We start from the raw sequence: 13,805 nt of genomic DNA, 5'->3' as shown, positions 1-13,805 counted from the left end.
CTCAGCCCGCCGAGACGTTGCGCTCTAGAACGTCGAGGTAGTGCACGTTGTGCATCAACCCCAGGAGGTTCCCGAACGGGTCCACGACGCACGCCCCCGTGAACCCCTCACCGAACTCCCGCACCGGCTGGAACAGGACCGCCCCCAGTTCCAGCGTCCGGGCCAGCGCGGCGTCGAGGTCGTCGACGTGCCAGTACAGGACCACCCCGCCGGGGCGGTCGACGGCCGGCACGCCGCCGAGGTCGGCGGCGAACTGCGCGTTGAGGATGCCCAGCTCCTGCTGGTGGTCCCCGACGCGGAACTCGGCGTACCAGGGCTGGTCGAAGTACGGGGCGAACCCCAGCAGATCGGCGTACCAGCGCTTGGCGCCCTCGAAGTCCTCGGCCAGCAGCGCCACGGTCGACATCCCTCGCAACATCACGCGCTCCTCGCTCGTCCGGTGTCCGTCGCGGTCCACGCTCCCGGCAGAAGTGCTCACCTCCTGAGCACTTCTGCTGGCACTCTCGTCCTGTGCGCGCCGACCGCCTCGTGGCCGTCCTCCTGCTGCTGCAGAGCCGGGGGCGGGTGACGGCCGCCGAGGTGGCCACCGAGCTCGAGGTCTCCCTCGCGACGGCCCGCCGCGACCTGGAGGCCCTGTCCACCGCGGGGGTACCCGTCTACCCACAGCCGGGGCGCGGCGGTGGCTGGTCGCTCGTCGGCGGGGCCCGCACCGACCTGTCCGGGCTGACCCGCGACGAGGCGCACGCCCTCCTCCTCGTGGCCGGACCCGCGGCGGGCGACCCGGCGACCCGCACGGCGCTGCGCAAGCTCGTCCGCGCCCTGCCGGGAACCTTCCGCGCCGAGGCGGAGGCCGCGGCCCAGGCCGTCGTCGTGGATCCCGGGGCCTGGGGCGACGTCCCCGAGGACCGCCCGGAGCTCGTGGACCGCCTGCAGCGCAGCGTGGTCACCCGCCACCGGGTCGAGCTCGCGTACGCCTCCCGGCGCGGTCGGAGCCGGCGGGTGGTCGAGCCCCTCGGCCTCGTCGCCAAGGACGAGGTCTGGTACCTGCTGGCCGACGGCCCCACCGGCCGCCGCACGTTCCGCGTCGACCGCGTCGAGGGCCTGCAGGAGCTGACCGAGACCTTCGAGGTCCCCGCGGACTTCGACCTGGCCCGCGAGTGGGACCGCGTCGTGGACGAGGTGGAACGGCGGCGGTCGACCACGTCCGCGACCGTCGTCGTGGCGCAGCGCTTCCTGCCCGTGCTGCGCCGGCAGTTCGGGAGGCACTGCACCGACGTCCGCACTGACGTCGACGGCGCGGGTGACGGCCGGGTCCGGTGCCGGCTCGCGGCTCCCACCGCGCTCGACCTCGCCCGCACGCTCGCGGGCTGGGGCGGTGACCTGGAGGTCCTGGCCCCGGACTCCGTCCGCAGGGAACTGGCCCGCCTGGGCCGGGAACTCACCAGGACCTACGACGTTCAACCGACTGTTGGCAGGAACCTGCGGACGTGCCATCGTGACGGCTCGACCACAGGTGACGACGGAGTCTCCAGCAGCGGGGAGTCGGGATGATGGACGAGACGAGCACCGAGGACGCGCTGGCGCTGGCCCGCGAGCTCCTCGCGGACGTCGACCAGCGGTGGATGCACGTCACCACGGCGGCGCGCACGGCCGCGGAGATCGCCCGCACCGTGCCCGAAGAGGACCGCGACCTGCTCGTCGCCGCCGTCGTCCTGCACGACGTCGGGTACGCCCCCGCGCTGCAGCGCACGGGGTTCCACCCTCTCGACGGCGCCGACCACCTCAAGGGCCTCGGCTGGCCGCTGCGGGTCGTGGGCCTCGTCGCGCACCACAGCGGCGCCCGGTTCCTCGCCCGGGCGCGCGGCCTGGAGGACCTGCTCGACGTCTACCCCGACGAGGGCGGGCCCGTCGCCGACGCGCTGCTGTACTGCGACATGACGACGACCCCGGACGGCCGGCGCGTGCCGTTCGCCGAGCGGTTGCGCGACCTGCACGTCCGCCACCGCGGGGCTCCGGCGGTCGAACTCCGGGCCCGGGCCGAGCGCGAACCCTTCCTGCGCGCCGCGGTGGCGCGGGTGCACGCCCGGCTCGGTCCCGCCCGCTGACCGCTCAGACCGTGGCGCCCTCGAACGCCTCGGCCGTCAGCTGCACCGACCGCAGGCGGGCCGGGGTGGAGAGGGCCTGGTGGGCGACGATGAGCTCGTCGGCCCCCGCCTCGCGGGCGAAGTCCTGCAGGTACTCACGGACCTCCGCCGGGGTGCCGACCGCGGAGTAGTGCTGCATCTGCTGCACGTGCTGGCCCGCGGCGGTCTCCATGAGGATGTCGACCTCGGCCTCGGTGAACGTGCGGCCGCGGCCGAACAGGGACGTCGCGAAACGCCGCTGCACCTGCGCGAACGACTCCCGCGCCTCGGCGGTCGTGTCCGCGGCGACGACGTTCACCCCCGCGATGACGTGGGGTTCGGCCAGCTGGTCCGACGGCTGGAACTCGTTGCGGTAGGAGACGACCGCCGCGCGCAGCTGCTGCGGGGCGAAGTGCGAGGCGAACGCGTACGGCAGGCCGAACCGGGCCGCCAGGTGCGCCCCGAACGTCGAGGACCCGAGCACGTACAGCGGCACCGCCGAACCGCCGCCCGGCGTCGCCTGCACACCCGGGACGCGGGACTTCCCGGCGAGGTAGGCCTGGAGTTCGAGGACGTCCTCGGGGAACTGGGCCGACTGCGACGGGTCGCGGCGCAGCGCGTACGTGGTGGCCTCGTCCGAACCGGGGGCGCGGCCCAGCCCGAGGTCGATCCGGCCCGGGTACATGGCCTCGAGGGTGCCGAACTGCTCGGCGATGGTGAGCGGGGAGTGGTTGGGCAGCATGACGCCGCCCGCACCGAGCCGGATGGTGGACGTGTTCGCCCCGACGTGGGCGATGAGCACGGCCGGCGCCGAGGACGCGATGGTGGGCATGTTGTGGTGCTCGGCGTACCAGACGCGGCGGTAGCCGTGCTCCTCCGCGGCCTGCGCGAGCGCGACGCTCGCCGCGATGCTGTCGCCGGCCGACTGCCCCGGGGCGATGGGGGCCAGGTCGAGGACGGAGAGCGCGAGCGACATGGTGCGACCTTTCGAAGGGTGTGGCTTCCGCAGGTGCCAACCGCGCGGACATCCCGTCGATTCCGGGCCGCGGCCCCGCGTCCTGCCAGACTCCGCAGGGTGGACAGCGAGGTGGTGCGACGGTTGCGGGCGAGCGGGAGCGTCTTCGCCGAGCGCGAGGCCGAGCTCCTGCTCGCCGCCGACGGCGACGTCGAGGCGCTGGTGGCGCGGCGGGTGGCCGGCGAGCGCCTCGAGGACGTCCTGGGCTGGGCCGCGTTCGGCAGCCGGCGCTGGGTCGTCGCGCCGGGGGTCTTCGTCCCGCGGCACCGCAGCGCGGCCCTCGTGGACGCCGCGGCCGCGCACGCCCGTCCGGGCGACACCGTGCTGGACCTGGGCTGCGGGACGGGCGCCCTCGTCGGGACGCTCGCGGACCGGGTGCCCGGCCTCGTCGTCCACGCCACCGACCTGCTGCCGGCGGCGACGGCCTGCGCCCGGGTGAACCTCCCCGGTGCGCACGTGCACACCGGCGACCTGTTCGACGCGGTGCCGCGCGGGCTGCGGTGCGACGTCGTGCTCGCCAACGTCCCCTACGTGCCGAGCGCGGAGATCGCGCACCTGCCGACGGAGATGCGCGAGCACGAGGACCGCCGGACCCTCGACGGCGGCCCGGACGGCCTCGACGTGCTGCGCCGCGTGCTCGCCGCGGCCGGCGACCGGCTGACCGCGCGGGGGCGGTTGTTCACCGAGCTCGACGAGGGGCAGACCGGCCGCGCCCTCGCGTGGGCTCGGGACCACGGGTTGGTCGCGGAGGTCCTCCCCGTCGTGTCGGGTGAGGAGGACGACGGGAGCCGGGTGGTCGGCGTGCGGAGGGAAACCCCTCAGGTCGCCATGTCGACGAACCGCGAGTAGTGCCCCTGGAACGCGACGGTGATCGTGTCCGTGGGGCCGTTGCGGTGCTTGGCGACGATGAAGTCCGCCTCCCCCGCGCGCGGGGACTCCTTCTCGTACATGTCCTCGCGGTGCAGCAGGATGACCATGTCGGCGTCCTGCTCGATCGAGTTGTGGACGGCGATGCCGTTGGCGACGAAGTTGTGGCCACCGACGACGGTGGCGTCGTAGACCTGTTCCTCGCCGTCGGGTTCGATGGCGACGATCTCGTCCCACAGCACGTCGTTGACGGCGTGGACGTCGAGGTCGACACGGTCGAGGACGTCCACGACCGTCGCCAGAGATCCCCCGTCGGGCGCCGCGGCAGCCGCCTGGGCGCTGCTCGCCGTCACGGCAGCCCACAACTCGTCGGCCAGCCGCACCGGCGCGTCCAACTGCTCGCGACGATCGACGACGGCGGCGAGCGTCTGCGCCGATTCGGCGGCGAGGCGACCGTCGATGCCGATCTCCTGCAGGAACCGGCGAACGTCGTCGCGACCGGCCACGTCGAGCGTCCAGCCGTGCGGGAACCCACCGCGCCCCGTTCCCCGACGCACGACGGCGGAGATCCCGAAGCGCAGGAGGAGCAGCGCGACGTCGTCCAAGAGCCGCCGCCCGGGATGGGTCAACCGAACGCCCGACCCGACGTCCACGGTGCCGAATTCCGCCGACAGGTGGGCCAGGAAGAGGGCGATCAGCGACTTGGGCAGGTGGAACACCTCTGCGGGGAGGCCTCGCGGCACAGCGGTCCCCTGCAGTCCCAGCTCGTCGAAGAACTCACGGACCGGGTGCTGTGCACCCGGCTCGGCGCTGAGCACCAAACCCGCGCCGTGCGCTCGGACACTCAGCCCCATCGTGGCGGCAGCCGCGGTGACGGCCGCGACCCCACCTTGACGGCCTCCGCGGTAGCTCACCGGCCGGTGGGCCGACACCCGGCCGCCCCCGAGGAGTCTCGCGAGCAGCACCACCCGAGCGTCGTCCCAGGCCGCGAGTCGCTCGGGTGCCGGCACGTGACGAGGTACGGCGAGGGAATCACCCATGGCGAGCTCCCCCAGCGGCTTCCACCCGTCGTACGTGAGGAACGGGTGGTTCGCCGTCGCCCGCACCTCCTTGCCGGACGCCGTGCGCAGCCGGAACACCGGCTTCACGCCGGTGGGGAAGACGTGGGTGAGGTGCCGCCGCACGTAGCGCAGCGACTCGTCGAGCGCCCACACGGGGACGTCGCGCGCCTGGAGGGCGAACAACTCCTCCATCGTCGTCTCCGCGCCGGTGTCGGCGCGCAGGACCCGGGTGTCCGCCGTCAGGCAACCCGATTCGCGAAGGTCCGAGACCATCGGCCGCTTGTCGGTGCGCTGCTCGGGACCACGGTTCAGCTGCGACAACGCGATGACCGGGACCTCGATCTCCTTCGCGAGGAGCTTCAGGGCACGGGAGAACTCCGAGACCTCCTGCTGGCGCGATTCGACGCGCTTGCCGGACGTCATGAGCTGCAGGTAGTCGACGATGACCAGTTTCAGGTCCGCCCGCTGCTTCAGGCGCCGGCACTTCGACCGGATCTCCATGAGCGACATGTTCGGGGAGTCGTCGATGTAGAGCGGTGCCTCGTTGATGGAACCCATCGTGCGGGCGAACCGCGTCCAGTCCGCGTCGTCCATGCTCCCCTTGCGCATCTTCTGCAGCGGGACACGGGCTTCGGCGGACAGCAGGCGCATCGCGATCTCGTTGCGCCCCATCTCCAGCGAGAAGATGACGGACGCGAGGCCGTGCTTGATCGAGGCGGCTCGGGCGATGTCCAGTCCCAGCGTCGAGTTGTGGGTCGGGATCATCGTCCGACCCGCGAGGTACAAGTGCTCCTCGTTGGAGACCTCCACGCAACGCACGGGAACGGAGGGCACAGACCGCACGTCGGTGATGAACCGAGTGTCCCGACGGTGGAAGGTGCGCACGCGGCGGTCCTTGTGCACCAACCGTTTGCGTTCCAGCCGAAAGACATCGTCGTCGGTGCTGAAGGTGACGGTGTAGGAGATCGAGCTCTCCTTCGACCTGCCCCTGACCGGCTTCTCGCTCCATCCGGACCGGTACCCGAGACTGTGCACGAGCTCCCGGAACCCGCACGCGAGACGCCGTGACGTCACCGCGAACTGCACGACGCCCGAGGGCGCAACGGTGCCGTCCGTGTCGAGCAGCCCCGCCAGGAGGGCACGCCGCTGAGCCTCGGAAGCCCGCAAGTACTCGGTGGGAACGTTCTTGTCCCCGAGGACACCGATGGTCCTCAGCCGTGCCTGCAACGTTCCGGTCCCAGCACGACACGCAGCGCACAGCGCGAAGCCGCTCGACCGACGCCCGCACGAGGGGCAGCTGGGCTGAACGCTCCGGCCTCCCACGAGCTTCGCTCTGCCCCCGCAGCTCCGACCGCAGGTCTTCACCTGGGAGGTGCGCGGAACGAACTCGCCTCCGCACACGACGCACGCGCGCGCCTCAACGACGTTCTTGGGGAGGCACAGGGAGTACGAGAGGTTCCCGAGCGGTTTGACCTCGAGACCCTCGGCCTCGAGGTGCACGACGAGTTCCGGGTCCGCTGTGGTGACGCGCGCCGAGGCGCTGTGTCCGTCACCCAACCACGCCCCGAGGACGTAGGGAGGGATGAGGAGCTCGCGTTCGGCCAGAGCGAGCGGAGCCGTGAGGGGCACGGCGTGGTTGAGCCGGTGATCGGCGCTCGTCACCCGGAGGCTCGCCGCGATCTCTCCGGTCGTTCGCACCGAGCCGGGAGTCTTCGCTGCAGACCTCCTGGAGGCGCGAGTCGTCGTCAGCCACTGGTGCTGCTCGTCCGCGACGATCACGCTGCCGTCGGAGAAGTGCACCTCGTAGCAGGGGCGGTCGACCATGACGTCCGTCGCGGCCACGACGGTCGTGGGACGACCGTCCGCGCCGAGGAGCTCGTCGCCGACGGCGACCTCGCCCATCGTCGTCCAGCCCGTCGGCGTCGGCAGCGGCGTGTCGAGAGCCAGGGCCTTGCCCACCGCCGGCCTCGCCGCGATGACGATCATCTGCCCGGGGTGCAGGCCGTTGGTGAGGTTGTCGAGGTCGGCGAAGCCGGTCGGCACCCCGACCATCCCCTCGCCGCGGTGCGAGCTCGCCTCGATCTCGTCGATGGTGCCCTCGATGACGTCCCCGAGGACCGCGTAGTCCTCCTTGGTCCGCTTCTCGGTGACGGCGTACATCTCGGCCTGCGCGCTGTTGACGACGGCCTCGACGTCCATGCCGTCCGAGCCGTACCCCATCTGCACGATGCGGGTGCCGGCCTCGACGAGGCGGCGCAGGACGGCGCGCTCGGCGACGATCCGGGCGTAGAAGGCGGCGTTGGCGGCCGTGGGGACGGTCGAGATGAGGTCGTGCAGGTACGGCGTCCCGCCGACGCGGGTCAGCTCGCCCTTGTTCGTCAGCTCGGCCGAGACGGTGACGGGGTCGGCCGGCTCACCGCGGGAGTACAGGTCGAGGATCGCGTCGTAGATGAGCTCGTGGGCCGGGCGGTAGAAGTCCTGGCTCTTGATGACCTCGACGACGTCGGCGATGGCGTCCTTGGACAGCATCATCCCGCCGAGCACGCCCTGTTCGGCGGCGATGTCCTGCGGCGGCATCCGGTCGAAGGACTCGCCGCGCGACTCCCGCCCGCGCCCGCTGTCCCGTCCTCCGTCACGACCACCGCGACCGCGGCCACCCCGGGGTCCGTCGTCCTCCGGGGGAGGTCCGAAGTCGACCGGGGGCTCGTCGTACGTGGTCACAGCGGCAGGCCTCTTCCCTCGGACTTCCCTCGGAGACGTCACCGTGACGATCCCTCGTCGCAGGTGTAGCGGACGGCTCCGACACGTCCACGCGGCACAGTGACCGACGACCCGGGGACAGGTCAAACCACCCTGTGCACAGGGCGGTGGACAGGCTGTGGACGGGGTAGGGACCGTTGTGCACAGGGGGTGGACAACGCTGGGGACAACGTGGTGACTTCCCGGGTCGTCCCGGGTCTCGATGGCGTTGACCTGCGACGATGCTGCCCACAGGTTGTCCACCAGGTGTGGAGACGAGTTCGTTCGTCCGGACGAGGGGAAGTGGCTTCGGTTGCGGTTCGGTAACGCTCTGTCAAGAGGGCTCAAGGTGACGGAGCGTGATGCCGAGATCCTCCGTTTGGCCGTCCCCGCGTTGGGTGCACTGGTCGCCGAACCGCTCTTCCTGCTCGCCGACTCCGCCATCGTCGCCCGGTTGGGCACCCTGCCGCTGGCCGGTCTCGGCATCGCCGGGGCGGTGCTGGCCACCGCGGTCAGCGTCTTCGTCTTCCTCGCCTACGGGACGACCGCGGCCGTCGCGCGGCGGCTCGGCGCGGGCGACCTGCGGGGCGCACTCGCCCAGGGCGTGGACGGCCTCTGGCTCGCCCTCGGGCTCGGTGTCGTCGTCGCGGTGGCGCTGCGGCTGGGATCCGGTCCGGTGGTGGACCTCCTCGGCGTCAGCGAGCAGGCACGGCCCTACGCGCTGACCTACCTGCACTGGAGCCTGCCCGGACTGCCGGGGATGCTCGTCGTGCTCGCGGCCACCGGGGTGCTGCGTGGGCTGCAGGACACCCGCACCCCCCTCGTCGTGGCCGCCGCGGGCGCCGTCCTCAACGCCGGCCTCAACCTGCTGCTCGTCCACGGCGTCGGCTGGGGCATCGCCGGCTCGGCCGTCGGGACGGCCACGACGCAGCTGCTCATGGCCGTCGCGCTGGCCGTGGTCGTCGCGCGCGGCGTCCTGCGCACCGGGGCCAGGGTCCGCCCCCACCCGCTCGGGGTCCTGCGCAACGCCCGCGACGGCGTCCCGCTCCTCGTCCGGACCGTCACCCTGCGCGTCGCCGCCCTGCTGACGACCTTCGTCGCGGCCGCCCAGGGGGACGCCGGCATCGCCGCGCACCAGGTCGCGATCACCGTGTGGACCACGACGGCCCTCGCTCTCGACGCGCTCGCCATCGCGGCTCAGGCGCTCGTGGGCCGGTCACTGGGAGCGGGTGACGTCGCGGGAGTGCGGTCGACGATCCGGCGGATGGTCCAGTGGGGCGTCGCGGTGGGCGTCGGCCTGGGACTCCTCGTCGGTCTCACCAGTCCCGTGCTCGCCGGGTTCTTCGCCCCCGAGGGCGAGGTGCGGGAGTTCCTCGTGGCCGCGCTCGTCGTCCTCGCCGTCTGCCTGCCGGCGGCCGGGTGGGTGTTCGTCCTCGACGGCGTCCTCATCGGCGCGGGCGACGGGCGCTACCTCGCCGGGGCCGGCGTCGTGACGCTGCTCTGCTACGCGCCCGCCGCCCTCGCGGTGCTCTGGCTCGCGCCGTCGGGACGGTGGGGACTGGTGTGGTTGTGGATCGCGTTCGCCGGTCTCTACACCCTCGCGCGGCTCGTGACGCTGGTGCGGCGAGAACGTCGCGACGCGTGGATGGTCACGGGAGCGGTCGGCCGTTCCTGAAGCGGATCTGAAGAACCGGGTCGACGCGGACCCACGACCGACGCGACAGGTGACCTGCCGCGGACATTCCCGAACCGTTGTGGCGCAGCGCTTTCAGCATTCCTCTAGAACCACCCGAAACCTCCTCGGCCTGTGACATCACCCACAACCGGTGCAGGTGGACAACCTCGGTGATCGTGGCAGTGTGAATCCTTGTCGCGACGAAGAGTAGTGATTCGTTGCGGGAAGTAATCAACGACCGACAGTCAGAACCTGACCGACGAAACCCGAGACGCCGCCCGTCACGCGCATCGAGGAGCCGCCGTGCACGCCCTGCTGAACGCCGCCCGCCGCTTCCCCCAGACCGTCAGCGCCGACCCCGAGCGCTACGCCAAGCTCGCCGCCCCGCAACACCCCGAGGTCCTCCTCATCACCTGCTCGGACTCCCGGGTGGTCCCCGAGGCCATCCTCGGTTCCGGCCCCGGTGAGGTGTTCGAACTCCGCAACGCCGGTGGCATCGTCCCCAGCTACACCCCCGGCCGGCCGGGCGCGGAGCAGGCCACCGTCGAGTACGCCGTGGAGGTCCTCGGCATCCGCGACGTCGTCGTGGCCGGGCACTCCGGGTGCGGCGCCGTGAGCGCCCTCGTGGGCCGCGAGGTCCCGCCCGTGCCCGTCCCCGAGGTCAGCGGCTGGCTCGCCCCGCTGCGCGTCCCGACCGACGACGACACCCCCGAGCGCCTCGACGGCGCGCCCCCGCTCGCCGTGGCCGTCCAGCAGCACGTGCTGCACCAGGTCGAGGCCCTCACGACGCACCCCTCCGTCGACGAGGACGTGACCGTCCACCCGTGGTTCATCGACCTGACCCGCGGTCAGGTCCTGCGCCACGACGCCGCCGCCGACGCCTTCGTGGCGCTGTGAGCGCCCGCGAGGGCTCCGTGCCCACCCAGCGGCACCACGGGGACGGCACCCCGCCTGCGTCCCGGTGGAGCGCGTGGAAGCCCCACGCCGGCGCCGACCTGCGTGCCTCCATCGTCGTCTTCCTCGTGGCTCTCCCCCTGTGCGCGGGGGTGGCCGTCGCCTCCGGCGTCCCGGTGGAGCTCGGCCTCGTCACCGGGATCGTCGGCGGCATCCTCGTCGGCTCCCTGCCCGGCAGCAGCCTGCAGGTCTCCGGACCCGCCGCCGGCCTGACCGTCCTCGTCGCCGACATCGTCGGCTCGCAGGGACTGAAGGCGCTCGGCGCCGTCGTCCTGCTGGCCGGCCTGATCCAGGTCGGTCTGGGACTCGCGCGCCTCGGCCGCTGGTTCCGCGCCGTCTCCACGGCGGTCGTCCAGGGCATGCTCGCCGGGATCGGGCTCACGCTCGTCCTCGGCCAGGTCTACCTGCTCGCCGACCGGCCTCAGGAGGGCAACCCCGTCGCCAACGTCGCCGGCTACCCGGCGGCGCTCGCGAGCCTGCCCGGCGACCCGCGCGCGCTGACCGCCCTGGGGGTCGGCGTCGGCTCGCTGCTCGTCCTGCGGCTGTGGAAGCACGCCCCCGCCCGGCTGCGCATCGTCCCCGGACCGCTCGTCGCGGTCCTGCTGGCCACCGTCGTGACGGTCGCGGCCGGGCTGGACGTCGACCGCGTGGAGGTCCAGTCGCTGCTGTCGGTCGTGACGCCGCTGACGCCCGCCTCGCTGGAGGGCCTCGCCCCGCTGGCCGTCCTCGGCGCCGCCGTCACCGTCGCGCTCATCGCCAGCGCGGAGAGCATGTTCTCGGCCTCGGCGATCGACCGGATGCACACGGGCCCGCGCACCGAGTACGACAAGGAGCTCGTCGCGCAGGGCGTCGGCAACGGCGTCTGCGGGCTGCTCGGGGCCCTGCCCATGACGGCCGTCATCGTCCGCAGCTCCGCCAACGTGAACTCCGGCGCCAAGACCAAGGCCTCTGGCGTCCTGCACGGCGTCTGGCTCGCCGTCTTCGCGCTCGCCGCCCCGGCGCTCCTCGGCCTCGTGCCGATGGCCGCGCTGGCCGCCGTCCTCGTCCAGGCCGGGTGGAAGCTCGTCGCCGGCATCCCGTTCCGGACCCTGTGGCGGACCTCGCGCAGCGAGGTGGCGATCACCGCCGCGACGATTGTCGCCATCCTCACGCTGAACCTGCTGGAGGGCGTCGCCGTCGGTCTCGTGCTGTCCCTCGTCAAGGCCGCCGTCCAGGCCAGCAGCCTGCGGACGCGGGTCCGCGAGGAGGCCGACGAGGTGCACCTGGAGGTCTCCGGCTCGGCGACCTTCGTCCGGCTGCCGCAGCTGGCCGACACCCTCGAGGCGGTACCGGTGGACCGTCCGCTGACCGTGCACCTGGCCGAGCCCGACAAGCTCGACCGGGCCTGCCGGGAGGCGCTCGACACCTTCGTCGAACAGCGGGAGGCCCGCGGCGCCCAGGTCAGCGTCCGCACCGCCGACCGGGAGCCGGAGCCCGTCCACCAGGCCTGACGCACCGCACGGACGACGGAGGCCGGCCGCACCCAGGGGGTGCGACCGGCCTCCGGTCGTTCAGCAGACCCGACTCAGGCGGTGGCCTCGACGACGTCGATGGTCACCGTCGCGGAGACGTCCGCGTGCAGGCGGACGAGAGCCTTGTGCGTACCGGTCGTCTTGATCGGCTGCAGGATCTCGACCTTGCGCTTGTCGATCGACGGGCCACCGGCGGCCGAGACCGCCTGCGCCACGTCGGCCGGGGTGACGGCGCCGAAGAGGCGACCGCCGCGGCCGGCCCGGGCGGCGAAGGCCACCGTGCGGGCTTCGAGCGACTGCTTGACGGCCTTGGCGTCGTCGAGCGAGGCGATCTCGCGGGCCTTGCGGGCCTTGCGGATCACGTCGATCTGCTTCTCCGCGCCCTTGGTCCACGGGGTGGCCAGGTTGCGGGGCAGCAGGAAGTTGCGGCCGTAGCCGTCCTTGACCTCGACGACGTCGCCGGGGGTCCCGAGGCCGGTGACCTCGTGGGTGAGGATGAGCTTCATCTCGTGACCCCTTCTCAGCGCGCGGAGCTGCTGTAGGGCAGCAGCGCCATCTCACGAGCGTTCTTGATCGCCTTGGCGATCTGACGCTGCTCCTGGACGGACACGCCCGTCACCCGACGCGCACGGATCTTGCCGCGGTCGGAGATGAACTTGCGCAGGAGCGCCGTGTCCTTGTAGTCGACCGCCTCGATCTTGGCGGCCTTCAGCGGGTTCTGCTTCTTCTTGGGCTTGCGCACGGGCACCTTGGCCATCGTGGTGCTCCCCTCTCGTGAGAGCCCAGGCGTCAGACCTGGGATGGAATGGTGTTCAGAGCTGTCAGAAGGGCGGGTCGTCGTTCGACGCGCCGCCCCAACCGCCGCCGCCGCCCTGGCTCCCGCCGGACGGGCCGGTGGCCCAGGGGTCGTCCTGCTGCTGCGGTGCGCCGCCGCCGGAGTTCCCACCCCAACCGCCGCCGCCACCGCCGCCGTTGCCGCCGCCGGAGAACCCGCCGCCGCCACCGAAACCACCGCCGCCGCCGGAACCACCGCGCGAGGTCTTGTTGACCTTCGCCGTGGCGTAGCGGAGCGAGGGGCCGACCTCGTCGACCTGCATCTCGATGACGGTGCGCTTCTCGCCTTCCTTCGTGTCGAAGGTGCGCGACTGCAGCCGACCGGTCACCACGACCCGCGTGCCCCGCGTCAGCGACTCGGCGACGTTCTCCGCCGCCTCCCGCCAGATCGCGCAGCGCATGAACAGCGTCTCGCCGTCCTTCCACTCGTTCGACTGACGGTCGAAGGAGCGGGGCGTGGAGGCGACCGTGAAGTTGGCCACCGCCGCACCGGAGGGGGTGAAGCGCAGTTCGGGGTCGTTCGTGAGGTTCCCGATCAGCGTGATGACGGTTTCACCCGCCATCAGGCAGCCTCGGCTCGCAGCAGCTTGGTCCGCAGAACGCTCTCGTTGAGGTTCAGCTGACGGTCGAGCTCCTGCGCGACGGCGGGCTCGGTGGTGAGCTCGACGACGGCGTAGATGCCCTCGGACTTCTTCTTGATGTCGTAGGAGAGCCGGCGGCGGCCCCAGATGTCGACCTTGCCGACCTCGCCACCACCCTGGCGAACCACGTTGAGGAAGCGGTCGAGCGAGGGACCGACGGTCCGCTCTTCCAGCTCCGCGTCGAGGATCACCATGAGCTCGTACTGACGCGCGCTCATTCCCCACCTCCTTCGGTCTCAGGCGGCCACGGTCTTTCCGTGGCAGGAGGGTCTCGGTGCGTGTCTGCCCCCCGCCCGCGCCCGTGGACGTGCCACGACGAGGAGGGGAACCCGACGAGTCTACCGGCCCCACGGCGTCCACTGTGCCGCCGCAGCGCCACACCCCC

Annotated in this window: 13 protein-coding genes; 6 read left to right on the top strand and 7 right to left on the bottom strand. The window is 72.4% G+C overall.

Annotation, left to right across the window (positions count from 1 at the left end):
- Position 1: 1 nt before the first annotated feature.
- Positions 2-406, bottom strand: coding sequence for a VOC family protein (locus tag AB1207_RS09800; protein WP_437178904.1), 405 nt, complete (start codon positions 404-406; stop codon positions 2-4).
- A gap of 104 nt (positions 407-510) precedes the next feature.
- Between AB1207_RS09800 and AB1207_RS09795 the strand changes: the two genes are divergently transcribed.
- Both AB1207_RS09795 and AB1207_RS09790 read left to right on the top strand, forming a co-directional pair.
- Positions 511-1,551, top strand: coding sequence for a helix-turn-helix transcriptional regulator (locus AB1207_RS09795; protein ID WP_367637948.1), 1,041 nt, complete (start codon positions 511-513; stop codon positions 1,549-1,551).
- The gene (locus tag AB1207_RS09790) at positions 1,548-2,105 is read left to right on the top strand and encodes an HD domain-containing protein (protein WP_367637947.1); all 558 of its coding nucleotides are present in this window, start codon (positions 1,548-1,550) and stop codon (positions 2,103-2,105) included. The genes AB1207_RS09795 and AB1207_RS09790 overlap by 4 nt, the downstream gene beginning before the upstream one ends.
- A gap of 4 nt (positions 2,106-2,109) precedes the next feature.
- Here AB1207_RS09790 and AB1207_RS09785 read toward each other — a convergent pair whose 3' ends face one another.
- Complete coding sequence (locus tag AB1207_RS09785; protein WP_367637946.1) at positions 2,110-3,099, bottom strand: LLM class flavin-dependent oxidoreductase; 990 nt, start codon at positions 3,097-3,099, stop codon at positions 2,110-2,112.
- A gap of 99 nt (positions 3,100-3,198) precedes the next feature.
- On the opposite strand from AB1207_RS09785, the gene AB1207_RS09780 reads away from it, so the two are divergent.
- Positions 3,199-3,987, top strand: a complete 789-nt coding sequence (locus AB1207_RS09780; RefSeq protein WP_367637944.1) for a methyltransferase — start codon at positions 3,199-3,201, stop codon at positions 3,985-3,987.
- Here the strand turns inward: AB1207_RS09780 and dnaB are convergent.
- Positions 3,957-7,643 carry a replicative DNA helicase gene (gene dnaB / locus AB1207_RS09775; protein WP_367637942.1) on the bottom strand — a complete coding sequence of 1,229 codons (3,687 nt, stop codon included), beginning with the start codon at positions 7,641-7,643 and terminating at the stop codon, positions 3,957-3,959. The genes AB1207_RS09780 and dnaB overlap by 31 nt on opposite strands.
- Before the next feature lie 511 nt (positions 7,644-8,154).
- Here dnaB and AB1207_RS09770 point away from each other — a divergent pair.
- From AB1207_RS09770 to AB1207_RS09760, 3 genes are all read left to right on the top strand, one after another.
- Complete coding sequence (locus AB1207_RS09770; protein ID WP_367637941.1) at positions 8,155-9,480, top strand: MATE family efflux transporter; 1,326 nt, start codon at positions 8,155-8,157, stop codon at positions 9,478-9,480.
- 303 nt (positions 9,481-9,783) lie between these two features.
- Positions 9,784-10,377 (top strand): carbonic anhydrase, encoded by a 594-nt coding sequence (locus AB1207_RS09765; RefSeq protein WP_367637939.1) that lies wholly within the window; start codon positions 9,784-9,786, stop codon positions 10,375-10,377.
- Positions 10,374-11,924 (top strand): SulP family inorganic anion transporter, encoded by a 1,551-nt coding sequence (locus tag AB1207_RS09760; protein ID WP_367637938.1) that lies wholly within the window; start codon positions 10,374-10,376, stop codon positions 11,922-11,924. Before AB1207_RS09765 ends, AB1207_RS09760 begins: the two co-directional genes overlap by 4 nt.
- Before the next feature lie 74 nt (positions 11,925-11,998).
- On the opposite strand, the gene rplI is transcribed toward AB1207_RS09760, so the two are convergent.
- From rplI to rpsF, 4 genes are all read right to left on the bottom strand, one after another.
- Positions 11,999-12,451: a 50S ribosomal protein L9 gene (rplI, locus tag AB1207_RS09755; protein ID WP_367637937.1), complete on the bottom strand. Its 453-nt coding sequence runs from the start codon at positions 12,449-12,451 to the stop codon at positions 11,999-12,001.
- A gap of 14 nt (positions 12,452-12,465) precedes the next feature.
- Complete coding sequence (gene rpsR, locus AB1207_RS09750; RefSeq protein WP_012085900.1) at positions 12,466-12,702, bottom strand: 30S ribosomal protein S18; 237 nt, start codon at positions 12,700-12,702, stop codon at positions 12,466-12,468.
- A gap of 64 nt (positions 12,703-12,766) precedes the next feature.
- Complete coding sequence (locus AB1207_RS09745) at positions 12,767-13,342, bottom strand: single-stranded DNA-binding protein (RefSeq protein ID WP_367637935.1); 576 nt, start codon at positions 13,340-13,342, stop codon at positions 12,767-12,769.
- Positions 13,342-13,638 carry a 30S ribosomal protein S6 gene (gene rpsF, locus AB1207_RS09740; protein WP_367637934.1) on the bottom strand — a complete coding sequence of 99 codons (297 nt, stop codon included), beginning with the start codon at positions 13,636-13,638 and terminating at the stop codon, positions 13,342-13,344. Before rpsF ends, AB1207_RS09745 begins: the two co-directional genes overlap by 1 nt.
- Positions 13,639-13,805: the final 167 nt, after the last annotated feature.

This window comes from Kineococcus endophyticus, from assembly GCF_040796495.1.
In the GTDB taxonomy this organism is placed as follows: Bacteria; Actinomycetota; Actinomycetes; order Actinomycetales; family Kineococcaceae; genus Kineococcus; species Kineococcus endophyticus.
This window is presented reverse-complemented; position numbering and strand designations above follow the sequence as displayed.

Excerpts from the sequence above, each read along its gene's own strand:
- AB1207_RS09800 (WP_437178904.1), bottom strand. The coding sequence starts at position 406 with ATGTCGACCGTGGCGCTGCTGGCCGAGGACTTCGAGGGCGCCAAGCGC.
- AB1207_RS09790 (WP_367637947.1), top strand. The coding sequence starts at position 1,548 with ATGATGGACGAGACGAGCACCGAGGACGCGCTGGCGCTGGCCCGCGAG.
- AB1207_RS09785 (WP_367637946.1), bottom strand. The coding sequence starts at position 3,099 with ATGTCGCTCGCGCTCTCCGTCCTCGACCTGGCCCCCATCGCCCCGGGG.
- dnaB (WP_367637942.1), bottom strand. The coding sequence starts at position 7,643 with ATGCCGCCGCAGGACATCGCCGCCGAACAGGGCGTGCTCGGCGGGATG.
- rplI (WP_367637937.1), bottom strand. The coding sequence starts at position 12,451 with ATGAAGCTCATCCTCACCCACGAGGTCACCGGCCTCGGGACCCCCGGC.
- rpsR (WP_012085900.1), bottom strand. The coding sequence starts at position 12,702 with ATGGCCAAGGTGCCCGTGCGCAAGCCCAAGAAGAAGCAGAACCCGCTG.
- AB1207_RS09745 (WP_367637935.1), bottom strand. The coding sequence starts at position 13,342 with ATGGCGGGTGAAACCGTCATCACGCTGATCGGGAACCTCACGAACGAC.
- rpsF (WP_367637934.1), bottom strand. The coding sequence starts at position 13,638 with ATGAGCGCGCGTCAGTACGAGCTCATGGTGATCCTCGACGCGGAGCTG.